Origin of the sequence: Novosphingobium kalidii (assembly GCF_040534015.1) — a bacterium.
GTDB classification, from domain to species: Bacteria; Pseudomonadota; Alphaproteobacteria; order Sphingomonadales; family Sphingomonadaceae; genus Novosphingobium; species Novosphingobium kalidii.
In genome coordinates, this window is record NZ_JBEWLY010000007.1 from 210,147 (window position 1) to 235,414 (window position 25,268).

A 25,268-nucleotide genomic window follows, 5' to 3' on the forward strand; every position below is an offset into this window, starting at 1 on the left:
ATGCGGCGCAAACACGTGGTGTGCGTTGAAGGAGCGGAGCGACTATATCGTCTGTTCAGCACACTGAGGCAGCGGCGGCGAATGGGGCGCCGCTGTCAGCGGAGAGACAGATGAGCGCAGACAGCAAGGCCACTTCCTTAAGCTCAGAGGCGGGTTCGCCCGACGTCCTGGAGGCAGAGATCGCCGCGAGGATCACGGACTCGCTGCTGCCGGGTGACGGCCCCGTGGAGCAAGACTGGGTCGAGGATGCTGCTGCCTTCGTGCTGACGGCGGCGCGCCAGCGAAAGCCGGGCGAACCGGTGATCGAGATTGCTTCTGCAAGCGAAGGACGGCGCTTTCTTCGGATCGCGCTGATCAACGACGACATGCCGTTCCTTGTCGATTCCGTGGCGGCGGCAATTACGGCGATGGACGTGGCTATCGACCAGCTCGTCCACCCGATCATTGCGGTGCGCCGCGACGGGGCTGGGCAGCTTGTCGCATTGCCCGGGCGGGGGGCTCCAGACGCGCAGCTGGAATCCATGATCTACATCGAGACGGTTCGGGTCGACGCCCGCCAGCGTCGCGCACTGGCACAATCGCTTGCGGCGACTCTAAGCGATGTGCGCTCTGCCGTGGCCGACTGGCCTCGGATGGTCGCGCTTCTCCAAGAAGACGCTGCGGGCATCGACGATGAGGAGAGTGCCGAGCTGTTGCGCTGGTTTGCCGATGGTAGTTTGACGCAACTCGGCCACGTCATGCGCAACCGCGACGGTAGCCAGTCGCAACTGCTCGGCATCTGTAAGCGGGGCGGCAGGTCAATCCTGGCCGACCCGAGCTATGAACGCGCCTTCGCAGCGTTCGATGATGACTTGGCAAAGGGCAGGGGGCGCACGCCTATCATCATCAAGGCCAACCGCCTTGCCACTGTTCACCGGCGCGTACCGCTCGACTTGTTCCTGCTGCCGGTTATCCGGGGTGATAAAGTAAAGGCAATTTCGGTCCATGCGGGGCTTTGGACCAGCGCTGCGCTCAACGCGGCCCCCAATCACGTGCCACGGCTGCGTGAGCAGTTGCGTATGCTCGGAGAGCGGTTCGGTGTCGATCCGAGTGGACACACCGGCAAGGCATTGCGCCACGCCCTTACCGCACTTCCGCACGATCTGCTCGTCAGCTTCAGCGATGCCGATGTCGAGCGGGTCGCGACGACGATGACGAGCCTTGTCGATCGGCCGCGACCGCGCCTGCTGCTGGTGGAGGCTCCGCTGGCTCGGCACGTGCTCGCATTCGTGTGGCTCCCTCGCGACCAGCTTTCCACGCAGATGCGCGGGCGGATACAATCGCTCATCGAGCAGACCTCCGGTGTGGAAGTGCTGGACTGGTCCATGCAGGTCGAGTCAGGCACTTTGACGATGCTTCGCTATGTGCTCGACACGCGTGAGGCCGAAACACTGCCGGATGAAGGGGAACTCGACCAGCAGTTGCGTATACTGCTTCGCGGCTGGAGCGAGGCTGTAGAAGCCGCTATCGTGGCACACGGGGAGGGCGCAAGGGCGGCGGCGATTGCGGCCCGCTATGCCGACGCGTTCCCGATGTCATACCGGAGCGATTACGGCGCGGCGGAGGCGGCCATCGATATCCGTCATCTGCGGCGCCTTGCCGGGAGCGAGGCCGAGGTTCGGTCCGGGCCGCACCGTTGGCGCGACGTGCGGCTCTATCGCATGCTGAATGACGGACAGGAGCGCCTGCGCCTCAAGATATACCAGAACGAGGGGGCATTGCCCTTGTCGGACGCGGTTCCTGCGCTCGAGAACTTCGGCTTTCGCGTGCTGGAGGAGATTCCGACGCCGCTCGACCGTGGGCAAATGGGCACCATCCACGATTTCCTTCTTGAGATGCCCAGCGGGGAGTCCGCGGAGCCACTGCTCGACCGTGCCGACGCGATCGAGACTGCTTTTGCCGCCGTGCTGAACGGGGCGGCGGAGAATGATGCATTCAACCGCCTGGTCATCACAGCTGGCCTCTGCGCAGGCGAAGTGGACTGGCTGCGCGCCTTCTATCGCTACTTGCGCCAGGCTGGGGTCAGCTACACGATCTACACCGTCGTCGATGCACTGGGGCGTTCGCCGGCCATCACCTACGCGCTTGTCACGCTGTTCCGCGCGCGCCACGACCCCGCCTTCTCGGGCAACAGGGACGTGGCTGAACAAGAAGCTTCCGACGCGATCCGCACCGGCCTTTCAGGTGTTGCGGCAATCAACGACGATCGTGTCCTGCGGCTTTTCCGCAGTCTGGTGGAGTCTATCCTCCGGACCAACGCGTTCGCTCCGGCCTCGGCGGAAGCGCTGGCCTTCAAGATCGATTCCGCGCTCGTACCCGGATTGCCCAAGCCTGTGCCGTGGCGGGAGATCTTCGTGTACTCGCGCCGTGTGGAAGGTATTCACTTGCGCGCCGGCCCTGTCGCGCGCGGGGGGCTCAGATGGTCAGACCGGCGGGACGACTTTCGCACTGAAGTGCTCGGGCTGATGAAGGCGCAAAGAGTAAAGAACGCGGTGATCGTGCCCACTGGCGCCAAGGGCGGTTTCTATCCCAAGCTGTTGCCCGACCCGCAGCGCGACCGCGCGGGCTGGGCCGCAGAAGGGCAAGCCTCGTACGAGATCTTCATCCGCACGCTGCTTTCCGTCACGGACAACATCGTCGATGGTGAAGTGATCCACCCGGAAGCGGTGTTCGTGCGCGACGGAGAGGATCCTTACTTCGTGGTGGCTGCGGACAAGGGAACCGCACGCTTCTCGGACGTTGCCAACGGTATCGCGCAAGAGCGGGACTTCTGGCTCGATGATGCCTTCGCCAGCGGCGGCTCCAAGGGTTACGATCACAAGGCGATGGGCATCACCGCTCGCGGTGCCTGGATATCGGTGCAGCGGCACTTCCTCGAAATGGGCATCGACGTGCAGACCGATGCGGTGCGGGTCGCCGGATGCGGGGACATGTCGGGCGATGTCTTCGGGAACGGCATGCTGCTTTCTCAAACGATCGAACTGGTGGCGGCGTTCGACCATCGCCACATCTTCATCGACCCCAAGCCGGATCCGGCCAAGAGCTGGGCCGAGCGCAAGCGGCTCTTCGAGCTGTCGGTCTCAAGCTGGGAAGAATATGACAAGTCGCTGATATCCAAGGGCGGCGGCGTGTTCCCGCGGGCGACAAAGCGCATACCGGTTAGCGATGAAATGCGCAGGCTGCTCGACGTGACTGCCGACGAGATGGAGCCGGAGGCTCTGATCGCGGCTATTCTGAAGGCGCCCGTCGATCTGCTGTGGTTCGGTGGCATCGGCACTTATGTGAAGTCATCCGCCGAGAACAACGCAGTTGTGGGAGATCCCACCAACGATCCGCTCCGAGTGGACGGCGCGATGGTGCGGGCCCGCGTGATCGGCGAAGGAGCGAACCTGGGCGTCACCCAGGCCGGCAGGATCGAGTTTGCCCAGCGCGGCGGCCGCATCAACACGGATTTCATCGACAATTCGGCGGGTGTCGATTGCTCGGACAACGAGGTCAACATCAAGATCGCACTCGCAGCGGCGAAGCGGGCGGGTAAATTGACCGAACCGAAGCGCGTGGCTCTGCTGCGAGACATGACTGACGAAGTGGCGCAGATCGTCCTGGAGGATAACCGCCTCCAGGCGCTCGCGCTTTCGATCGCCGAGCGGGGCGGCAGTGCTGCGACGCCTTCCTACATCCGCTTGATAGAGGCGCTGGAGGAGACCGGCAGTCTGGATCGCCGCACCGAGGGGCTGGCGGACTCAGAGACGCTGACGCGCCGCACCATGGATGGTCAGGGGCTGACTCGCCCAGAGCTGGCGGTCTTGCTCTCGAGTTCCAAACTCGTGCTGCAGGACGCTATCGAGCAAAGCCCGTTGGCGCTGGCCCCCAGTATGGAAGGGATCTTGCTGGCTGCTTTCCCCAAGCCGATGCAAGCCAAGTTTGCTCCTTTCATCAGGGAGCATCGGCTCGCCGGCGAAATCGTCGCTACCAAGCTGGCGAACCAGATCGTCAATCGGCTGGGCATGATCCATCCGTTCGAGCTGGCTGAGGAGGAAGGCGCGACGCTCGGGCAGGTCTCTTCCGCTTTCGCGCTAGCTGACGGGTTGTTCGGCCTGGAGGCTCTATGGGAGCGGATCGAAACGACGCCGATGTCGGAAACCGCTCGGTTGGCACTGTTCGACGGGATGGCGCACGCGGTCCGCGGCCACATGGCCGATCTGCTGCGTGTGGGTGCGGGCAGCATGGCACCGGAGGCGCTGGCGGAGCGGCTGACCGACACGGTCGCAGCGCTTGCGACCGATACAGCGGAAATGCTCGGCGATAGCGCACGAGAGCACTCCGGCCGCATCAGCGCGGCCTTGATCGACGAGGGGGCGCCTGAAGCCGAAGCGCTCGCTGTTACGAAACTATACGACCTCGACGGTGCCGTCGGTATCGCAGCGCTTGCCAAAGAGACAGGCATTCAGCCGCGCAAGATGGTGGCGGCGTTCACCCGCGTAGGCTCGGCTCTCGGGCTCGATTGGGCGCAGAACAGTGCCGCGGTGATGAGCCCGTCTGATCCGTGGGAGCGCTTGCTGGTGGCGGGCCTCGCCCGCGATTTCCAGCAGATGCGTCTGGAGTTCCTGGCCGAGCTGGCGAAACGCAAGGCAGACCGCGAGGACCCGGTAGCAGCGGTGGAGCAATGGACGGATTCACATAAGACTTCCATTCGCACCTTCCGCTCGATGGTCGAGCGTGCGGAGAAGTCGGTGCCCCCGGCGCCTGCGATGCTCGCGCAGATCGCCAGCCAGGCCCGAAATCTGCTATCGCGCAGGGGCGACGGAGCCTAGCCCAGGAGGCCGCCGGCAAAAGAAGCAGCTGTCGGAGGAGCGGCCTCCGGCGGCTACTCCAAAGGCAGGGCGCGCGTGTTCTTGATCGTCTCCAGCACGATCACGGACTGCACGTCCCGCACCCCGGGCGTGCGAACGATGGACTTGAGTGTGATCTGGCCCAGGTGCTCCACGTCGCGAGCAATGACGTGGAGCAGGTAGTCTCGGTCGCCGGTAACGGCATGGCATGCGATCACATACGGGTTGTCAGCAATCGCCTGTTCGAAGCCTGCGATGTTTGCGTCACTGTGGGCGTCGAGATTGACGAGTACGTAGGCGTCGAGAGCGAAGCCGAGCTTACGTTCGTCGAGCAGCGGCACATAGCCACGGATCAGGCCCTCATCCTCCAGGCGCTTCAGCCGTCGGCTGACCGGCGTAGCAGATAGCGCCGTACGCTCTGCGATGGCGGCCACCGGCATGCGGGCATCCTCCTGCAGCGCCGCTATGATTTTTCGATCAAATTCATCCAGCTGCATGAAAGCACCACCGTAACCAAAATCCTTGAAGGAATTCACTAGCTCGGCTTGTCAGCGCAGCCAAGTTCGCACGGAACTGAAGCGACCGATCTGGCATTATCTATCCATGAAGACCCCTGTGACCAAAACAAGCACGAGCGGGCTTCGGGGAGAGTACGGCAGCGCTGCGGAAGACTTCACTGTTTCGCAGGACTGGGGCCGCTATTCACCCGAAGCGCACGAGCGCTGGCGCCGGCTCTATGCTGCGCAAGGTGGTCTCGCGCGGCGCTACGCCGCATCGCAATTCGTGGAAGGGCTGGAGCGGCTCGATTGCGCTGAGGGCATCCCGCGCTTCGAGGACGCGAACCGTGTGCTCGGTGCGGAGACCGGATGGAGTCTCGTCGCGGTTCCTGGCTTCATCCCTGACGCCGTGTTCTTCGATCACCTCGCCCATCGCCGCTTTCCTGTGACCCGCTGGCTCCGTGAGGAGCACGAGCTGGACTACCTCGTAGAACCTGATGTGTTCCACGACTTCTTCGGCCACGTACCGATGCTGCTAAACCCCAGCGTTGCCCATTTCCTCGAGCTTTATGGCAAGGCTGGCGAGCGGGCGATGCAGATGGGCGCGCTCGACATGCTGGCACGCATCTACTGGTACACGGTCGAGTTCGGGCTGGTGCGGGAGGACGGTGCGCTCAAGGTGTTCGGCGCAGGCATCGTCTCCTCGGCAGGAGAGACGGTCTATGCGATCGAGGACAGCAACGTCCTGCGAGTGCCCTTCGATCCCATCCGCATCATGCGCACGGCGTATTCGATAGACAGCTTCCAGCAGAATTATTTCGTGCTCGAGAGTCTCGATCAATTGATCGATGGCTTGGTTCAGCTCGATTTTGGTCCTCTTTACGAGCGCTGGCGCGATGAGGCGCCGCTTCCCGCCGGGCAGTTGCTGCCGGGCGAGCAGGCGCTCGACCTTTCCGGAGAACGCAGATCATGAGCGACTTGTTCGAAAACCCCATTGGCCTCGACGGCTTCGAGTTCGTTGAGTTCTCAGCTCCTGAAAAGGGCGTGCTGGAGCCGGTGTTCACCGCCATGGGGTTCACCCGCGTCGCACGTCACCGCAGCAAGGACGTGGAGTTATGGCGCCAAGGCGACATCAACTTCATCACCAATTACGAGCCACACTCGCCGGCTTGGTTCTTCAGTCGCGAGCATGGTCCCAGCGCTTGCGGTATGGGGTTCCGGGTGCGTGACGCCAGGAAGGCTTATGCCGAGCTGCTCGCGCGCTCGGCCGAGCCGGTGCAGGTGGAAACAGGTCCGATGGAACTGCGCCTGCCGGGTATCCGCGGCATCGGCAACTCGATCATCTATCTGATTGACCGCTACGAGCGGGAGAGCAACGGGGGCTTGTCGATCTACGACATCGACTTCGAGTATTTGCCCGATGTTGAGCGCCATCCCAAGGGGGCAGGCCTCAAGCTGATCGATCACCTGACGCACAACGTCTACGGCGGCAGAATGGCCTTCTGGGCAGATTACTATGAGAAGCTCTTCAACTTCCGCGAGATCCGCTACTTCGACATCAAGGGCGAATATACCGGCCTCACGTCAAAGGCGCTGACTGCGCCTGACGGTAAGATCCGTATTCCCCTCAACGAGGAAGGTGAAGGAGGCAAAGGCCAGATCGAGGAGTTCCTGCGCCAGTTCAACGGCGAAGGCATCCAGCACATCGCGCTGATCTCGGACGACCTGCTCGCTACCTGGGATCATCTGAAGCAGTTAGGTGTGCCCTTCATGACGGCGCCGCCGCAAACCTACTACGAGATGCTCGACGAGCGCTTGCCGAGGCATGGCCAGCCAGTGGAGGAACTGCAGGCGCGGGGAATCCTCCTAGATGGTTCGACGGAAGGCGGCCATACGCGGCTCCTGCTCCAGATTTTCGCGGAGGCGAACGTGGGTCCGGTGTTCTTCGAGTTCATCGAGAGGCGGGGTGACGAGGGCTTCGGCGAAGGCAACTTCAAGGCGCTGTTCGAAAGTATGGAGCGCGATCAGGTGCGGCGCGGAGTGCTGAAATTAGAAGAGCCCGTCGCATGAGCCCGCTCGAAGGGAAAACGCTATGAGTCTCGCCGATGGTCCTCCGGTGCTCTCAGGCATCCATCACGTCGCCTATCGCTGCAGGGACGCGAAGGAGACGGTCGAGTTCTACCGCGACGTGCTCGGCATGGAATTCAAACTTGCCATTGCCGAGGACAGGGTGCCTTCGACCGGGGCGCCGGATCCCTACATGCACGTCTTTCTCGATGCTGGTGCCGGCAACGTGCTCGCCTTCTTCGAACTACCCAACGCCCGAGAGATGGGCCGCGACGAAGCGACCCCTGCTTGGGTGCAGCACATCGCCTTCAAGGTCGCCGACTACGATAGCCTGCTGACTGCGAAGGCGAGGGTCGAGGCACGAGGACTTGAGGTGGTCGGGCCGACGCACCACGGTGTCTTCAAGTCGATCTACTTTTTCGATCCAAACGGGCATCGCCTGGAACTCGCATGGGACTTCGGCACCGATGAGCAGATGCAGCGTTTGAAGGACGTGGCCGAGGATATGCTGGACGAATGGTCTCGTACCCGCAAGGCGCCGCGCCATGCAGCGTGGCTGCACGAAAAGATTGCTCAGGAGAGCTCGGGAGAAACCAGGGTTTGATGCGACTTCACGCCTATCACCGCAGTTCCACGAGTTATCGGGTGCGGATTGCGCTCAACCTGAAGGCGCTCGAGTACGAAACTGTGCCGGTGGACCTGCTTAAGGCGGAGCAGCGCAGCGAGGCTTACCGTACCCTCAACTGCTTTGCCGGAGTGCCGGCGCTGGAAGTGGATGGCCGCGTCTATGCCCAGTCGCTCGCCATCCTGGAGTGGCTGGATGAACGCTACCCTGAACGCCGCCTGCTGCCGTCCGCCATCGAAGAACGCTTTGCCGCGCGCGAACTCGCTTATGCGGTAGCCACCGAGTTGCATGCTCCGCTCAACTCACCGGTGCTGACTTATCTGGAGCAGGACCTGGGCCTGTCCAAAGAGGCAGTGCGCGTCTGGTATCACCGCTGGCTCGGCAAGACGTTGGCCGGCGTCGAGGCCAAGCTGGAGGAACGGCGCAGCGGCGACTTCCTGTTCGACACGCCGGGCCTGTTCGAGGCCGTGCTGATCCCGCAACTCTATAACGCGCGGCGCTTCGCTTTCGATCTGGCCGTCATGCCGCGGATCACGCGCATAGAGGCAGCGTGCCTGGCACTTCCCGCCTTCGCGGCCGCTCACCCCGACAATCAACCTGACGCTCCTCAGAAAGTCCCTGCATGAAACTAGCCTCGCTCAAGCACGGCCGTGACGGTCGTCTCGTCGTCGTTTCTCGCGATCTCACGCGTTGCATCGAAGCCGCGGAGGTCGCGCCGACCCTGCAAGGAGCGCTAGACAACTGGAGCGAGGCCGAAGCCAGCCTGCGAGGAATTGCGGAGCAATTGGATAGCGGCGCCTGGCCCGGCGAACCGTTCGACCCTGCCGATTGCGCATCGCCTCTGCCGCGAGCCTTCCAGTGGGCCGACGGCAGCGCCTACATCAATCACGTGGAGTTGGTGCGCAGGGCGCGGGGCGCGGAAGTGCCGGAGAGCTTCTACTCCGATCCCCTGATGTACCAAGGCGGCTCCGATGCGTTTCTGGCGCCCCGCGATCCGATCCCGCTGCGCGATGAAGCCTGGGGATGCGACATGGAGGGGGAGATCGCCGTCATCACCGACGACGTGCCCATGGGCGTCAGTCCTGCCGATGCGGTCGAGCACATAAAGCTCATCATGCTGTGCAACGATGTGTCCTTGCGCAACCTCATTCCGGGCGAGCTGGCCAAAGGGTTCGGCTTCTTCCAATCCAAGCCGCCTACTGCTTTCTCGCCCGTGGCCGTGACGCCCGACGAACTGGGCGGCGCCTGGCGGGACGCGCGGGTGCACCTGCCCTTGCTCATCGACTATAACGGGCAGCCATTCGGTCGCCCCCAGGCGGGAGAGGACGCGACCTTCAGTCTCGCCGATCTCGTGGCCCACGCCGCCAAGACACGCCCTTTGTGCGCGGGCACGATCATCGGCTCCGGAACCGTGTCCAACAAGGATGAGAACGGCGGACCAGGTCGCCCCGTCTCGGATGGCGGCCTAGGCTATTCCTGTATCGCCGAGATCCGCATGATTGAGACCATCCGCGACAGCAAGCCAGAGACCGCGTTCATGCGCTGGGGTGACACCGTCGCCGTCGAAATGAGGGATGCAGAAGGCCAGTCTATCTTCGGGCGGATCGAGCAGGAGGTGGTGCGCGCCTGATCAAGGCATTGGAACTGCCGCATGGCAGGCGCATATGGACCGAATATGTCTACTTCCAAAGCAAAGCTCATCATCCGCCCGGCCACTTTGGCGGATGCCCCGGCAATCACGCGCCTTTCCGCTAAAGTCTATGGCCCGGCTGATGCCTTCACCCGTGCCGAAGTGCGCGGGCAGATCAACAACTTTCCCGATGGCCAGTTCGTGGCCGAGTACGAAGGCAAGGTCGTTGGCCACTGCGCCACCATGATCGTGCCGGAGGGGCTGGCCTTCAAGCCGCATACCTGGGAAGAAATCAGCGCTGGCGGCTATGGCCGCCCGCCCGCTGCCGACGGCGATGTCCTCTACGGTTTCGAGATTTGCGTGAACCCGGATTTCCGGCGGCTGCGCATCGGGCAGCGGCTCTATCGCAAGCGGCGGGAACTCTGCCAGGATTTCGAGCTGAAGGGCATTGCCTTCGCCGGACGGATGCCGGGATACTCGCGGCGCCGGCGCCACTATCCCGATCCCAGCGCCTATGTGGAAGCGGTGAAGGCCAAGAAGGTCCGCGATCAGGTAATCGAGTTTCAGATGAGCGAGGGCTACGAGCCACGCGGCATCCTACCAGAGTACTTGCCCAACGACCGTGAGAGCGGCGGCAACGCCGTCTTGATGTACTGGACCAATCCGCTGGCGCCGCAGGATACCGGCAATCGGGTTCCCGGCCTGAAGGAGCGGCTTCCCTCCTCTGTGCGAGTGGCCACCGTGCAGTTCATGATGCGCAAGATATCCGCCATCGACGAGTTCGAGGAGCAAGTCGAATACTGGATCGACGTTGCTTCCGACTACGCAGCGGACTTCGTGGTTTTCCCGGAACTGTTCACGCTGGAACTGCTCTCGATCGAGGAGAGCAAGCTACAGCCTGCCGAGGCAATCGCCAAAATCGCTGAATATACGCAGAGATTTACCGCGTTCATGGAGCGCATGGCAGTCAGCTACAACATCAACATCATCGGCGGTTCTCACCCCACTCGAGTGGGCAAGGACGAGATCCGCAACATCAGCTACATATTCCTGCGCGATGGCTCCACGCACACGCAGGAGAAGCTGCATCCCACGCCTTCGGAGCGGCGCTGGTGGAACATTCGCGGCGGCCAGGGCGCCAGTGTCATCCCAACAGACTGCGGCCCGATCGGTGTGATGATCTGCTACGACAGTGAATTCCCTGAAATGGCCCGCCACCTTGTGAACCAGGGGGCGCTGCTGCTGTTCGTGCCGTTCTGCACGGACGAACGTCGCGGGTATCTGCGCGTTCGCTACTGCAGCCAGGCACGCGCAGTTGAGAACCAGTGCTACGTCGTGACCTCGGGCGTGGTCGGCAACCTGCCGAACGTCGAGAACATGGACATCCACTACGCCGAAAGCGCGATCCTGACTCCATCCGACTTCCCCTTCGCGCGTGATGGCGTCGCGGCCGATACGGCGGCAAACACCGAGACGATCGCGATTGCAGATCTCAGCATCGATGCGTTGCTCACAGCGCGCCAGTCCGGTGCGGTGCAGAACCTGCGCGACCGGCGGTTCGACCTTTACAGAGTGGACTGGAAGTGATGCGAGTTGTGCAGCAAGCAGGCGGCGCAACTTCCGGGCCACGCCTGCGCACCGTGACAAGAGGAGCGAGCTTGGTTACTCCAGAGGCAACCGCTTCCCGTCAGGGCGCCGGTCATGCGCAAGGGGCCAGATGACGAAGGACCAGTCTACTGTAGCAAGTCAGCGCGTTGCCGACCTGCTTGCCGAACGAATTCTATCCGGCGAACTGGCGCCCGGCGCCCGGATCAAGCAGGACGAACTGGCTGACGAATTGCGGACCAGTCGCATCCCGGTGCGCGACGCCCTGCGAATGCTGGAAGCGCGAGGCCTCGTCACCATGCGGGCTAACGCTGGCGCCCGCGTAACCGAGCTGACGAACCGTGATCTGGTCATCTCTTACGAAATTCGAGAGAGGATCGAGCCCCTGCTGCTGGCCGAGAGCGTCCCCAACCTCACAGATGAGGATTTCGCGGATCTGCGGCGTGTCATCGCTCAGAACGAAAGCTGCACCGACCTGGATGAAGCCATTGCTCTCGGCCGAGAGTTTCATTGGATCAGCTATCGTCGTCACAACACTCCGCTGCTGGCGCAGATCGTCGAACGGGTGTGGGATACGACCCAGAGCTACCGCCGCGCCTATCTCAAGCTGGTCATGAGCGGCAGCGACCGCACTCACGACCTGGAGCATCGGCTGATGTATAATGCGATGGAGCGCGGCGAAGTGGAGACAGCGCAAGCGGCGCTTGTCCTGCACCTCCGCCGTACCCGTATCGGCCTGACTCGTTATGCCTATCGTCTGGCTGGCAACGGCAAAGACGCGGCGACACCCGACAACCAATTTGTAGCGGCGGCCGAATGATGCGTGCGACTCCCGATTTCGATTTTGCTCTAGGTGAGAGCGCGGACATGATCCGCGAGACCGTCGCGCGTTTTGCCGACGAGAGGATCGCGCCATTGGCGGCGAAGGCCGATGCCGAAGACTGGTTCCCGCGCGAACTCTGGCCACAGATGGGTGAACTGGGCCTGCACGGCATCACGGTGGAGGAGGAGTGGGGCGGCATCGGCCTTGGCTACCTCGAGCATGTCGTCGCCGTGGAAGAGGTGAGCCGCGCTTCCGCCTCTGTGGGGCTGTCCTATGGTGCGCACTCGAACTTGTGCGTCAATCAGATCCGCCGCTGGGGCTCTGCGGAGCAGAAGGCGAGGTATTTGCCCAAGCTTATCTCGGGCAAGCACGTCGGTAGTCTTGCGATGTCGGAGGCAAATGCGGGTTCGGACGTGGTGAGCATGAAGCTGCGGGCCGAGGCCGTGCCCGGTGGTTTCCGCCTGAACGGCACCAAGTTCTGGATCACCAACGGCACCTGCGCGGACACTCTCGTCGTCTACGCCAAGACGGGTGAGGGCTCCCGCGGGATCACGGCATTCCTGATCGAGAGCGGGTTCGAGGGCTTCTCGATCGGGCAGAAGATCGACAAGATGGGCATGCGCGGCTCGCCGACTTGCGAACTGGTGTTCGACGATTGCTTCGTGCCCGAAGAGCAGGTCATGGGCCCGCTCAATGGAGGCGTCGGCGTCCTGATGAGCGGGCTGGATTACGAGCGCGTTGTGCTGGCGGGCCTGCAACTCGGGATCATGCAGGCGTGCCTCGATACGGTCATTCCCTATGTCCGGGAGCGCCAGCAGTTCGGAACGGCAGTCGGCAGTTTCCAGCTCATGCAGGCGAAAGTGGCGGACATGTACGTCGCGCTCCAGTCCGCGCGTGCCTACGTCTATGCAGTTGCCAGGGCCTGCGATGCAGGGCGGACCACGCGCTTCGATGCTGCGGGCGCGATCCTGCTTGCGAGTGAAAGCGCCTTTCGAGTGGCTGGGGAGGCGGTCCAGGCGCTTGGCGGTGCAGGCTATACCAAAGATTGGCCAGTGGAGCGGTACCTTCGTGACGCGAAGCTGCTCGACATCGGCGCCGGGACCAACGAGATCCGGCGGATGCTTATCGGCCGAGAGCTAATCGGCGCGAACACCTAAGTGGTGTATACATTGCAGTTGCCTTTGCGAGGCATCGGCCGCTAGGCAGGTGCCTTGTTTGGTACGTCGCAAAGGATCTCGCACATGTTCAGCCTCGAACAGGCTCGCACTGTCATCGCCACTACGCGTGCGAAAGGGCGCGAGATGGGGCTCAACCCGCTGACAGTCGTCGTGCTCGACGCCGGCGGGCACCTGGTCGGTATGGAGCGCGAGGATGGCGCCGGTTTCGGACGGCCCGACGTTGCCAGCGGCAAGGCGGCAGGCGCGCTTGCCATGGGCGTATCCAGCCGCAAGCTGGGCGACATGGCGGCGGAGCGGCCGCAGTTCATGGCTGCACTCTCGGTCGCCTGGTCAGGCAAGATCATTCCGGCCGCGGGCGGGGTGTTGATCAAGGACGCGCAAGGCATGCTGCTCGGTGCCGTGGGCGTCAGCGGCGATCTCTCCGACAAGGACGAGGAAGCGGCACTGGCCGGAGTTGCCGCCGCGCAACTCGCCGCCGGCTGACGGCGAGCCGCCGACGCTCGATCGCTTAGACCGAGGCGGGATAAATTGGACGCCCCGCCACCGGCATCGCCGCTTTGTAGACGGTGCCGGTGCTGGATTCCGTAAAGAACAAGGTCCTGTTCCCCACCCCGCCGTAAGCCGCGTTGGTGGTGTAGCGCCCCTCCGGCACGTCGATGCGCAGCATGGGCTCACCACGATTGCTAAAGAGCCAAACTGCGCCGAACCCGACGTGGCAGACGACGAGATTGTCGTTCTCGTCGATGGCTAACCCATCTGGTCCGTTCCCGCCAGACATCTGGATGAAGGTGCCGACTTTGCTCACCACTGCGCCGTCCATCAGTAGCGGCAGGCGCCAGATCGCGTTGGCACGCGTCACGGCCAGGAACAGGGCAGTTTCCGCCTTGTTCAGCACGAGCCCGTTGGGGCTCGGGATGCCATCCAGGAGGAGTTCGAGTTTCCCGGTTCCGTTCTTGACGCGGAACAGCCGTCCGTTGGGATTATGCCAGCCGGACTGTCCTTGGTCGGTGAAATAGATGTCGCCGTTGTTGGCGATCGTCAGGTCGTTGCAGCCCAGGAACGGCTCAAGCAGATAGCCCTCGAACCAATACTCCCATTTTCCATTGGCGGGGTCGCAGATCACCATGCCTTTATGGTGGTCGGTCACAAGGATGCGGCCGTCGGACAGGAACTTCATGCCGTTGGGCTGGCCATCGTATTCGAAGCCGACTTCGCAGTCCCCATCGGGGCTGATCTTGAAGAGGCGGCCCCAAGGGATATCCGTGACCCACAGGTTACCGTCTTTGTCGAACGCCGGCCCTTCGAGGAAGGCAGGCGCGGCTGCACCGTGCAGTTGCACGCGCGCCCATTCGCTCATCTCGTGGCGCCGGAACTTGTCGGGGATGCGGCAGAAGACTTCGGCCTGGATGGTGGGCGGGGCGGCGAACATCACACTCTCCTCGACTGCACAGCTGTGCGTGAGGCCTAATCGCAGTTGACCGTCGCGCAAAGTGCTTTCAGGAGACGGGGCGGGCGGATGGTATACATCCGACCCTAAAAGGAGGTGCCAGTGAGCTCAGGCGAAGTCGTCTGCATCATCGATCCGATCCACCCTGCCGGTGTCGAGGCGGTCGCTGGCAATGGACATACCATCATCCAGGGGGAGGGTTGGCGGGATCACCCAACGCTGTCCGAGACGAGCGTGATCGTTGTCCGCACCAGCCCGCTGGGGTCGGATACCTTCGCTTCGATGCGGAAGCTGAAGGCCATCGTCAAGCACGGTGCCGGGGTCGACAATATCGATATTCCCGCAGCATCGTCGCAAGGCGTGATGGTCGCCAACACGCCCGGCGGCAATAACTCGACCGCCGTCGCCGAGGGCGCAGTTGCTCTGATGCTCGGGCTGCTGCGCCAGGTGCGCGAAATGGATGCGCTGGTGCGTGAGGACCGCTGGGGGGAGCGCTGGGGCATCCGCTTGGGCGATCTGACCGGCGCGAAAGTGGGCTTGATCGGTTTCGGCCGGATTGCACGGTATGTTGCGAAGATCTGCGGCGCAGGCTTCGGAGCCGAAGTCACTGCCTACGACCCGATGGTCTCGGAGAAAGACATGCGGACCGCCGGAGTCGAGCCCCTGCCGTTCCCCGAAATCCTGAAGCGGGACGTGATCTCGATCCACACTCCGCTCACGGAAGGCACGCGCAATTTGATAGGCGAGGATGAGCTGGCGCAAATGCACGCCAAGGCGATCATCGTGAACTGCTCGCGCGGCGGGATCATCAACGAGGCTGCTTTGGTAGCTGCTTTGAACGCGCGCAGCATAGGTGGCGCAGGGATAGACGTGTTCGACGATGAGCCGCCTGCCGCCGACCACCCTCTGTTCAAATTGCCCAATGCCCTGCTTTCCCCGCATGTTGCGGGTGTGACCGAAGCCGGTATGAAGGACATGGCCTTGCACGTCGCCAAAGTCATCGAGGCCGTTCACCGAGGCGAGAGGCCTTCCACGCTGCTCAACGGCTTGGCGCTCGTTTGATCGCCTGTCCGCATCATGCAATCCGTTGCGGCGGCCATGAAGTCTGTTGCCGAGGATATGCGCTACGACCCCGAAAAGCTGGCGAGGAGTCGCCTTGGGTGGAAAGGCTCGTAGGGCGCCTGTAACGGCTCTTTCAGATTTCTCCTGCATTGCACGATCCGGGGCTTTGCCGCATGGTTAAGGCCATCGTAGCCAAGTCAAGCGGGCGCAAGGGGAGCTACAGGCTCCGTGAGAGACGCCCGGTGTCGCCAGCTGGCGCTTGGGCCGGCAGTCTAATCGAAGCAGGAGTTCACCTTGGCAACCTCAAATGCCATCACTTCGGAAACAGACGCGCATATTGTGGACGTCTTGCGCCACCGTATCGGCAAGGACGAGCCTGCGGCTAAGCTGCATGACTGGTACAAGGCTTCGATCCTTGCCTTGCGTGATACTGTGGTCGATCGCTGGATCGACTCCACGCGTCGTACTTACGAGGAGGGCGGCAAGCGGGTCTACTACCTCTCGATGGAGTTCCTGATCGGGCGGCTCCTGCGCGATACTCTCTCCAACCTGGGGATGACGGAGGAGATGACGCAGGCGCTTGAGAGCCATGGTCTAAATCTGGCCGACCTGGAGGAACTGGAGCCCGACGCAGCGCTTGGAAACGGCGGCCTTGGGCGGCTGGCGGCCTGCTTCATGGAGAGCCTGGCCACTCTCGACATTCCCGCGCACGGTTATGGCATCCGTTATGTGAACGGCATGTTCCGTCAGCGTATCGACGAAGGCTGGCAGGTGGAACTGCCCGAGACCTGGCTGGCTCATGGCAACCCGTGGGAGTTCGAGCGGCTGGAGAGCACTTATCGCATCGGCTTCGGCGGTGAAGTTGTTGCAGATGGCGACAGCGTCGTCTGGCACGCGGCCGAGGAAGTTGAGGCGACCGCAATCGACACGCCCGTGGTTGGCTGGCGCGGCAAGCGCGTGAACACGCTGCGGCTGTGGACCGCAACGGCGGTGGACCCGCTCAAGCTGGACGCTTTCAACGCGGGCGACCACGCGGGCGCCTTGGCCGATCAGGTGCGTGCAGATGCGCTGGTTCGTGTGCTCTATCCAGCGGATTCGCATCAGGCCGGACAGGAGTTGCGCCTGAGGCAGGAGTACTTCTTCTCAGCAGCTTCCATCCAGGACATCGTGCGCCGGCACGTCCTGCATCACGGCGATATCCGAACGCTTCCGGACAAGGCCGCTATCCAGCTCAACGACACGCACCCGGCTGTCGCCGTGGCCGAGTTGATGCGCGTCCTGGTTGATCTGCACGGCCTTGAGTTCAACGATGCATGGGCAATCACGCAGGCTACCGTATCCTACACCAACCACACGCTTCTGCCTGAGGCGCTCGAATCCTGGCCGCTTCCTCTGTTCGAACGGCTGCTGCCGCGGCACATGCAAATCATCTACGCGATCAACAGCCGCGTCTTGAGGGAGGCGCACAGGGCGGGGCTGGACGAAGCAGCCATCGCGGCCATCTCGCTGATCGACGAGAACGGTGAGCGGCGAGTGCGGATGGCGAACCTTGCGTTCACCGGCGGTCACTCGGTGAACGGGGTAGCAGCGCTGCACACCGAGCTGATGAAGAAGACGGTGTTTGCCGACCTCCACAAGCTCTATCCAGACCGGATCAACAACAAGACCAACGGCGTGACACCGCGCCGCTGGCTGCAGCAGTGCAATCCGGGCCTGACGGCAGCGATCAAGGATGCGATCGGCCCCGATTTCCTGGACGACGCGGAAAAGCTCTCTGCCCTGAACGCGCTTGCCGATGATTCCGCGCTCGGCGAAAGGATCGCGCAAGTGAAGCGCGCCAACAAGGTCGCGCTGTCTGATCACATCAAGCAGACAATGGGCCTTCGTCTCGATCCCGATGCCATGTTCGACGTTCAGATCAAGCGCATCCATGAGTACAAGCGCCAGCTGCTCAATCTGATCGAAACGGTTGCGCTTTATGACCAGATCCGGAGCCATCCGGAGCGTGACTGGGTGCCGAGAGTGAAGATCTTCGCGGGCAAGGCCGCGTCGAGCTATCACAACGCCAAGCTCATCATCAAACTGACCAATGACATCGCCAGAAGGATCAACGCCGATCCTTCGGTCGGCGGGCTGCTGAAAGTCCTGTTCGTTCCGAATTACAACGTGAGCATGGCTGAGCGCATCATTCCCGCAGCGGACCTTTCCGAGCAGATCTCCACCGCCGGAATGGAGGCTTCTGGTACCGGGAACATGAAGTTTGCTCTCAACGGCGCGCTGACTATCGGCACGCTCGACGGCGCGAACATCGAGATCAAGGACCGGGTGGGCGATGAGAACATCGTCATCTTCGGGCTTACGGCCGAGGAAGTGGCGGCACGCCGCGCCAATGGCTACGATCCACGCGAGCTTATCGAGAACTCGCTTGAGTTGAGCCAGGCTGTTTCGGCCATAGCGAGCGGAGTGTTTTCGCCCGATGATCCGCACCGTTATGTGGACCTGATGGCAGGCATCTACGAGCATGACTGGTTCATGGTGGCGGCCGATTTCGACGGTTATACCCAGGCCCAGCGTGCTGTTGATTTGCGCTGGCAGGATCAGCTGGGCTGGCGTGCCACGGCTCTCAGGAACATTGCTAACGTTGGGTGGTTCTCCTCCGACCGGACGATCGGTGAATATGCGAAAGATATCTGGAAAGTGATGTGAAGCCGCCGCAAGGCGCCATTGATGCGTTGCTTGAAGGCACGCACACCGACCCGTTCTCGCTTCTGGGCGTGCACGAGGGGCCGGAAGGAACGATGCTCCGGGCGATCTTGCCCGGCGCGGAGCAAGCGGAGGCGTTCACTCTTGAGGGCAAGCCGCTTGGCCCCCTCGGGCTCGTGGACCCCCGCGGGCTGTTCGAAGGGCGCTTTTCGGGGAAGCGCGAGCCGATCCGCTATCGCTGTTCAGCGCAGGGGCACGATTGGCTCGTAACCGATCCGTACAGCTTCGGCCCGGTGCTTGGTCCTCTTGATGATCTGCTGATAGCGGAAGGCACGCACTTTCGCCTGTTCGACAAGCTGGGTGCGCACCTCATCGAGCATGAGGGCGCAGATGGCGTTCACTTCGCCGTCTGGGCACCGAACGCGCGGTTGGTGAGCCTGGTGGGTGACTTCAACGATTGGGATCCCGCTCGGCACCCCATGCGGCACCGCCAGGATGTTGGCGTGTGGGAAATCTTCATACCGGACATCGGCGAATACCGCGCCTACAAGTACCACATAGTCGGTGTGGACGGGACTGTGCAGCCGCTGAAGGCAGACCCCTTCGCCTTCGCCAGCGAGGTGCGCCCCCACACCGCTTCTGTCACGGCGTTACCGGCGAAGGCCGATTGGGGCGATGCGGCACACCGCGATCACTGGGCCTCTGTGGACCCGCGCCGCGTGCCGATGTCAATCTACGAGGTTCATGCCGGATCTTGGCAGCGCGACCGCTGGAACTGGTTTCTGAATTGGGACGATCTGGCGGACCGTCTGATCCCCTATGTCGTCGAAATGGGTTTTACCCATATCCAGTTTCTCCCGATTTCCGAGCATCCCTACGATCCCTCTTGGGGGTACCAGACCACCGGGCTTTACGCGCCGTCGGCACGCTTTGGTGAGCCGGCCGGGTTCGCGCGTTTTGTTGACGGTGCGCACCGGGCAGGGATCGGCGTCCTGATCGACTGGGTGCCGGCGCATTTCCCGATCGACGAGCACGGCCTTGTTCGCTTCGACGGGACTGCGCTTTACGAGCATGAAGACCCCAAGCTGGGCTTCCACCCGGACTGGAACACGCTGATCTACAATTTCGGTCGGCGCGAAGTGAGCAGCTTCCTTCTCAACAACGCGCTGTTCTGGGCAGAGCGCTACCACGTCGATGGGCTGCGGGTGGATGCCGTCGCCTCAATGCTTTATCGCGATTACTCGCGCAACGCTGGCGAATGGATCGCCAATTCGGAAGGCGGTCGTGAGAACTGGGAGGCAGTAGAGTTCCTGCGCGAAGTCAATCGTGCCGTCTACGCCGCGCATCCCGGTTTCCTTACAATCGCGGAGGAATCGACAGCCTGGCCCGGCGTTAGCAGCCCCGCCCATGAGGAGGGGCCGCGCGAAAATCTCGGCTTTGGGTTCAAGTGGAACATGGGTTTCATGCACGACACGCTGCGCTACATGGCGCGCGATCCGGTGCATCGGCGCTATCACCACGACGACATCACGTTCGGGATGGTCTATGCCTTCAGCGAAAACTACGTGCTGGCGCTTAGCCACGATGAGGTGGTCCACGGCAAGGGGTCGTTGCTCACCAAGATGGCCGGCGACGACTGGCAGAAGTTCGCTAACCTTCGCGCCTACTATGGGATGATGTGGGGATATCCCGGTAAGAAGTTGCTCTTCATGGGGCAGGAGTTCGCTCAACGCCGTGAGTGGAGCGAGGAGCGGGCTCTCGACTGGAATCTGTGCGAGGCTCCCGCACACCGGGGTGTCAGCAATCTGGTGCGAGATCTGAACCGTCTCTACTGCGGGAAGCCTGCTCTCCATGGCAGGGATTGCGAACCTGAAGGTTTCGAATGGCTGGTGGCTGACGATGCGGAGAATTCTGTCTTCGCCTGGTTGCGCAAGGCTGCTTCCGGCGCCCCGGTAGCGGTGGTGAGCAACATGACACCGGCTTCGCTCACCCATTATCGCCTGCCGTTGCCGCAAGACGGCTACTGGCGCGAGGTGCTGAACACCGACTCCCGGCACTACGGCGGCGCGGGTGGGGGGAACCTGGGGCGCGTCGAGGCTAAGGGCGGGGTCGCCGAGATCACGCTGCCGCCGCTGACGACCCTCATGTTCGAATATGCAGGCTGATCCTAGGAGAGGACCATAAAATGAGAAAACCAACAGGGCAGCCACTCGCACGTGACGCGATGGCTTATGTCCTTGCAGGCGGGCGCGGCAGCCGCCTCAAAGAACTGACGGACAATCGAGCCAAGCCGGCCGTGTACTTCGGCGGCAAGGCCCGGATCATCGACTTTGCGCTTTCGAACGCCATCAACTCGGGCATCCGGCGTATTGGTGTCGCCACCCAGTACAAGGCGCACTCGCTGATCCGTCACATGCAGCGTGCGTGGAACTTCATGCGTCCGGAGCGCAACGAAAGCTTCGACATCTTGCCGGCAAGCCAGCGCGTGTCGGAGACGCAGTGGTATGAAGGCACCGCGGACGCGGTTTACCAGAACATTGACATCATCGCGGCGCATGCGCCGAAGTACATGGTGATCCTGGCGGGCGACCACATCTACAAGATGGACTACGAGTTGATGCTGCAGCAGCACGTCAACTCGGGTGCTGACGTGACGGTGGGCTGCCTCGTGGTGCCGCGGATGGATGCAGTGGCATTCGGCGTCATGCATGTCGATGAGACCGATCGTATTACCGCATTCATCGAAAAGCCCGCCGATCCGCCCGGCATTCCCGGTCAGCCAGACATGGCGCTCGCCTCGATGGGCATTTACGTGTTCGAGACGAAGTTCCTGTTCGAGCAGCTGCGCAGGGACGCCGCAGATCCGAACTCCCAGCGCGATTTCGGCGGCGACATCATTCCCTACCTGGTCAAGCACGGCAAGGCGCAGGCACACCGCTTTACGGATAGCTGCATCCGCGCAGCCGACGAGATGGAGGAGTACTGGCGCGACGTCGGCACGATCGACGCATACTTCGATGCCAATCTCGACCTCACGGACACAGTGCCCAAGCTCGACCTGTATGATCGGGACTGGCCGATCTGGTCGGACGCTGTCGTGGCCGCTCCTGCCAAGTTCGTGCATGATGAGGAGGGCCGGCGCGGAAGCGCGATCTGCTCGCTGGTCTCGAATGACTGCATCGTCTCCGGGGCAACGGCCCGCCGATCCCTGCTGATGACCGGCGTCAAGATGGGCAGCTTCTCCAGCTGCAATGAGGCGGTGATCTTGCCTCACTGCAATATCGGGCGTGGAGCGAAGTTGGACAGAGTTATCGTCGACTCCGGCGTGCGCATCCCGGAAGGACTGGTCGTGGGGGAGGACCCGGTAGAGGACGCTCTCCGCTTCCACCGCAGCAGCAACGGTGTGTGCCTCATCACGAAGCCAATGATTGAGCGGCTGAGCTTCTAATCATGCCGCTTCGGGTATTGTCGGTAGCGTCTGAGGCCGTGCCATTCGTAAAGACAGGGGGCCTTGCCGACGTGGCGGGAGCATTGCCCGCTGCCTTGGCGCCGCACGGGATCGAGGTCACGACGCTTCTGCCGGGCTACCGGTCCGTACTGGCCCAATTGCCCCAGCGTCGCGTGGTCCATGCCTGGGACAGTCTGTTGGGAGAGCCTGCCCGTTTGCTCGCAGGGATGCTCGGAGACGCACCGCTGGTGGTTCTTGATGCACCCGGCCTGTTCGATCGCGAGGGCGGCCCTTACGTTGATGCTTACGGCATAGACTGGAACGACAACTGGCGCCGCTTCGCTGCCCTGAGCCGGGCTGCCGCAGATGTCGCCGGCGGCGCCATGGTGGTGCGCGGCAAGGCGCGCAAATTCGATCTGCTCCACGCCCACGACTGGCAGGCGGGACTGGCGCCTGCATATTTGCGCTGGGGCATGCCGGAGGGCTCGCAAGTCATCCCGTCGGTGATGACCATTCACAACATGGCCTTCCAAGGCTGGCAAGGGGCAGAGATCTTCCCAGGCTTGTGGCTGCCTCCTGAAGCCTGGTCGATAGACGGCGTTGAGTATCATGGCGGGGTAAGCCTGCTGAAGGCCGGCCTTGTGGCTGCCTCGGCAATCACGACGGTAAGCCCGACCTACGCTCAGGAGATCCGCACTCCGGAATATGGGATGGGCTTGCAGGGCGTGATTGCCGCGCGCGGCCGTGCCGTGACAGGTATCCTCAACGGCATCGATAGCGGCGTCTGGAACCCGGAAGTCGACGAACACCTCCCCAAGACCTTTGCGGCCCGAACGCTAACGGCGCGGGTGGCAAACAAGCGCTCACTCGAGGCTGAATTCGAACTTGAGCCCGGGCCAAGTCCGCGTGCCGGAGGGCCGATCTTCGTCGTCATCAGCCGGCTCACCTGGCAAAAGGGCATGGACGTCTTGCTTGATACTGTGGACGAGCTTGTGCGACTGGGCGGACGTCTGGCGCTGCTTGGCTCAGGCGATCCCGATCTCGAGGCCGGCTTCCATGCGGCTGCGGCGCGCCATTCTGGCAGGGTCTCGGTGCGGATCGGGTACAACGAGGATCTTTCTCACCGCATGCAGGGCGGCGGAGACGTCATTCTCGTTCCCAGCCGTTTCGAGCCTTGCGGTCTGACCCAGCTTTACGGTTTGGCGTATGGCTGCGTGCCTGTGGTATCAAGAACCGGTGGGCTCGCGGACACGGTCATCGACGCCAATCCCGCGGCCCTCATGGCTGGGGTCGCGACCGGAATTCAGCACGGTGCCGTTTCCGTGGAGGGTCTCTCCACGGCCCTGATGCGCGCGATCGCTTTGTACGACCAGCCGAACGAATGGGCGCGGCTGCAGAGGAACGGCATGGCTTGCGACTTCTCGTGGCAAGCCAGCGGCAAGGCATATGCCGAACTCTACCGCTCGCTAGTGCAATGACCAGAGAACTTGGAGCTAACGTAAGAGGCAACGAGACCTGCTTTCGGGTTCGCGCGCCGCATGCCTCGCAGGTCTGGCTTTGCTTCTTCGACGGAGCGTTGGAGGCGCGGCACCCGATGACCCGGAAAGGGGATGCGTGGTCGATCGAGATCGCAGGCGATCTTTCGGGTGCGCGCTATGGCTATCGCGCCGCCGGCCAATGGGCTCCTGAGCAAGGCCATTGGTTTGACGAGAGCAAGCTGCTGGTCGACCCCTATGCGCAGGAGCTGGATTGCCGCTTCGTGCAGCACCCATCGCTTGCCGAGTACGGTGTGGAGACGGCTTCGATCGTCCCGAAGGCGATCGTCCCGGCTCCACGCGAGCCGCTCGGCGCTCTACCGCCGCTCTTCGAGCGAGGTGGGCTGATCTACGAACTCAACGTCCGCGGGTTCACGAAGCTGCATCCGGACGTGCCGGAAGCGTTGCGGGGAACGGTGGCCGCGCTCGCGCATCCATCGGTGCTCGCGCACTTGAAGGCGCTTCATGTCACCGCCGTCGAGCTTATGCCGATCGTTGCCTGGATCGATGAGCGGCACTTGCCTCCGCTGGGCCTTGCAAATGCCTGGGGCTACAACCCAGTGGCGATGATGGCACTCGAACCCGGTTTGTGCCCGGGCGGGGTCGCGGAACTGCGCGACACGGTCCTTGCTTTGCACGAACAAGGCATCGGCGTGATCTTGGACCTGGTGTTCAACCACAGCGGTGAGAGTGACGTTCATGGTGGTGTGATCTCGCTGCGGGGGCTGGACAATGCGATGTATGCCCATGCTCCCGACGGGCCGCTGATCAACGATACCGGCTGTGGCAACACGCTCGACTTCGCAAACCCCCATGTCCGGCGCCTTACATTGGACTCCCTTCGCCATTTCGTGGCGCAGTGCGGCATAGACGGGTTCCGCTTCGATCTTGCACCTGTGCTGGCCCGCGGGCCCGGCTTCGCATCCGACGCGCCTATTTTTGAGGAGATCGCCTTAGACCCGCTCCTGGCTGACCGCGTGCTGATTGCAGAGCCGTGGGATATCGGGCCGGGTGGCTATCAAGTGGGGCAGTTTCCGCCTTCGTGGCTCGAATGGAATGACAGGTTTCGCGATGACGTGCGGCGGTTCTGGCGCGGCGATTGCTCTATTGGTGCTCTGGCGACGCGGCTCGCGGGATCGTCGGACCTATTCGGGAATGGCCCATGCCGCTCGGTGAACTATCTCGCCTCCCACGACGGCTTCACCCTCGCTGATACGGTCACATATCGCGAGCGGCATAACTGGGCGAATGGCGAACAGAACCGCGATGGGCACGGAGATAACCACTCGTGGAACAATGGCGCTGAGGGTCCGACTGAAGATCCCGTGATATGCGCTGCCCGGAATGCTGATGCCAGGGCGATGCTGACGACGCTCTTCGCATCGACTGGCACCATCATGCTGACCGCCGGGGATGAGTTCGGCAGGACGCAGCAAGGCAATAACAACGCCTATGCGCAAGATAACGCGGTGACTTGGGTGGACTGGGAGCATCGTGACTGCGAGCTTGAGGTCTTCGTAGCCGGGTTGGCTGCCTGGCGCGCGGAGCGAACTGGGTGGTTCACCCAATTTCCCGAGCACGGCACCTGGTACGGGGCGCACGGGGCCATGTCGGCGACTGACTGGGAGAGGCCGGGAGCCGGTGAAATAGCGTTCCGGTCGCACAATGCGTCCGCGCCCTATTGCTTTGCAATCGACCGGTCGGCACGAAACGTGTCACTTGGCGAGGGCGAGTAGACCGCCGACTGCTTGCGAGGTGACAGCCTGGGGCCGCAGGG

18 protein-coding genes are annotated in these 25,268 nt (G+C 62.6%); 16 read left to right on the forward strand and 2 right to left on the reverse strand.

Going from position 1 to position 25,268, the window contains the following annotated elements:
• The first annotated feature begins 110 nt into the window (after positions 1 to 110).
• A complete protein-coding gene (locus tag ABVV53_RS02895) occupies positions 111 to 4,853 on the forward strand; it encodes an NAD-glutamate dehydrogenase (protein ID WP_353982820.1) in 4,743 nt (1,580 codons plus the stop codon).
• 53 nt (positions 4,854 to 4,906) lie between these two features.
• Here the strand turns inward: ABVV53_RS02895 and ABVV53_RS02900 are convergent, their stop codons facing one another.
• Positions 4,907 to 5,368 (reverse strand): Lrp/AsnC family transcriptional regulator, encoded by a 462-nt coding sequence (locus tag ABVV53_RS02900; RefSeq protein WP_353982821.1) that lies wholly within the window; start codon positions 5,366 to 5,368, stop codon positions 4,907 to 4,909.
• A gap of 106 nt (positions 5,369 to 5,474) precedes the next feature.
• Here ABVV53_RS02900 and phhA point away from each other — a divergent pair, with 106 nt between their 5' ends.
• From phhA to ABVV53_RS02945, 9 genes are all read left to right on the forward strand, one after another.
• The gene (gene phhA / locus ABVV53_RS02905) at positions 5,475 to 6,341 is read left to right on the forward strand and encodes a phenylalanine 4-monooxygenase (RefSeq protein WP_419956736.1); all 867 of its coding nucleotides are present in this window, start codon (positions 5,475 to 5,477) and stop codon (positions 6,339 to 6,341) included.
• Positions 6,338 to 7,438: a 4-hydroxyphenylpyruvate dioxygenase gene (hppD, locus tag ABVV53_RS02910; protein ID WP_353982823.1), complete on the forward strand. Its 1,101-nt coding sequence runs from the start codon at positions 6,338 to 6,340 to the stop codon at positions 7,436 to 7,438. The genes phhA and hppD overlap by 4 nt, the downstream gene beginning before the upstream one ends.
• A gap of 22 nt (positions 7,439 to 7,460) precedes the next feature.
• The gene (locus ABVV53_RS02915) at positions 7,461 to 8,039 is read left to right on the forward strand and encodes a VOC family protein (RefSeq protein WP_353982824.1); all 579 of its coding nucleotides are present in this window, start codon (positions 7,461 to 7,463) and stop codon (positions 8,037 to 8,039) included.
• Complete coding sequence (maiA, locus tag ABVV53_RS02920) at positions 8,039 to 8,686, forward strand: maleylacetoacetate isomerase (RefSeq protein ID WP_353982825.1); 648 nt, start codon at positions 8,039 to 8,041, stop codon at positions 8,684 to 8,686. The genes ABVV53_RS02915 and maiA overlap by 1 nt, the downstream gene beginning before the upstream one ends.
• On the forward strand, positions 8,683 to 9,690 hold the full coding sequence (locus ABVV53_RS02925; protein WP_353982826.1) for a fumarylacetoacetate hydrolase family protein: 1,008 nt from the start codon (positions 8,683 to 8,685) through the stop codon (positions 9,688 to 9,690). Before maiA ends, ABVV53_RS02925 begins: the two co-directional genes overlap by 4 nt.
• 45 nt (positions 9,691 to 9,735) lie before the next feature.
• Positions 9,736 to 11,277 carry a GNAT family N-acetyltransferase gene (locus tag ABVV53_RS02930; RefSeq protein WP_353982827.1) on the forward strand — a complete coding sequence of 514 codons (1,542 nt, stop codon included), beginning with the start codon at positions 9,736 to 9,738 and terminating at the stop codon, positions 11,275 to 11,277.
• Between the two features lie 130 nt (positions 11,278 to 11,407).
• The gene (locus tag ABVV53_RS02935; protein ID WP_353982828.1) at positions 11,408 to 12,115 is read left to right on the forward strand and encodes a GntR family transcriptional regulator; all 708 of its coding nucleotides are present in this window, start codon (positions 11,408 to 11,410) and stop codon (positions 12,113 to 12,115) included.
• A complete protein-coding gene (locus ABVV53_RS02940; RefSeq protein WP_353982882.1) occupies positions 12,115 to 13,275 on the forward strand; it encodes an isovaleryl-CoA dehydrogenase in 1,161 nt (386 codons plus the stop codon). Before ABVV53_RS02935 ends, ABVV53_RS02940 begins: the two co-directional genes overlap by 1 nt.
• Positions 13,276 to 13,359: 84 nt before the next feature.
• Positions 13,360 to 13,779: a GlcG/HbpS family heme-binding protein gene (locus tag ABVV53_RS02945; protein WP_353982829.1), complete on the forward strand. Its 420-nt coding sequence runs from the start codon at positions 13,360 to 13,362 to the stop codon at positions 13,777 to 13,779.
• A 25-nt stretch (positions 13,780 to 13,804) separates the two neighbouring features.
• Here the strand turns inward: ABVV53_RS02945 and ABVV53_RS02950 are convergent, their stop codons facing one another.
• Complete coding sequence (locus ABVV53_RS02950; RefSeq protein ID WP_353982830.1) at positions 13,805 to 14,725, reverse strand: SMP-30/gluconolactonase/LRE family protein; 921 nt, start codon at positions 14,723 to 14,725, stop codon at positions 13,805 to 13,807.
• Positions 14,726 to 14,845: 120 nt separating this feature from the next.
• On the opposite strand from ABVV53_RS02950, the gene ABVV53_RS02955 reads away from it, so the two are divergent.
• The 6 genes from ABVV53_RS02955 (at position 14,846) to glgX (ending at position 25,227) form a co-directional block, all read left to right on the forward strand.
• Entirely contained in the window at positions 14,846 to 15,805 is a 960-nt protein-coding gene (locus tag ABVV53_RS02955; protein ID WP_353982831.1) for a hydroxyacid dehydrogenase, read from the forward strand.
• A gap of 294 nt (positions 15,806 to 16,099) precedes the next feature.
• Positions 16,100 to 18,511 (forward strand): glycogen/starch/alpha-glucan phosphorylase, encoded by a 2,412-nt coding sequence (locus tag ABVV53_RS02960; RefSeq protein ID WP_353982832.1) that lies wholly within the window; start codon positions 16,100 to 16,102, stop codon positions 18,509 to 18,511.
• Positions 18,508 to 20,673 (forward strand): 1,4-alpha-glucan branching protein GlgB, encoded by a 2,166-nt coding sequence (gene glgB / locus ABVV53_RS02965; RefSeq protein ID WP_353982833.1) that lies wholly within the window; start codon positions 18,508 to 18,510, stop codon positions 20,671 to 20,673. Before ABVV53_RS02960 ends, glgB begins: the two co-directional genes overlap by 4 nt.
• A 20-nt stretch (positions 20,674 to 20,693) precedes the next feature.
• A complete protein-coding gene (glgC, locus tag ABVV53_RS02970; protein ID WP_353982834.1) occupies positions 20,694 to 21,956 on the forward strand; it encodes a glucose-1-phosphate adenylyltransferase in 1,263 nt (420 codons plus the stop codon).
• A 2-nt stretch (positions 21,957 to 21,958) separates the two neighbouring features.
• A complete protein-coding gene (gene glgA / locus ABVV53_RS02975; protein WP_353982835.1) occupies positions 21,959 to 23,434 on the forward strand; it encodes a glycogen synthase GlgA in 1,476 nt (491 codons plus the stop codon).
• The gene (glgX, locus tag ABVV53_RS02980; RefSeq protein WP_353982836.1) at positions 23,431 to 25,227 is read left to right on the forward strand and encodes a glycogen debranching protein GlgX; all 1,797 of its coding nucleotides are present in this window, start codon (positions 23,431 to 23,433) and stop codon (positions 25,225 to 25,227) included. The genes glgA and glgX overlap by 4 nt, the downstream gene beginning before the upstream one ends.
• Positions 25,228 to 25,268 lie beyond the last annotated feature (41 nt).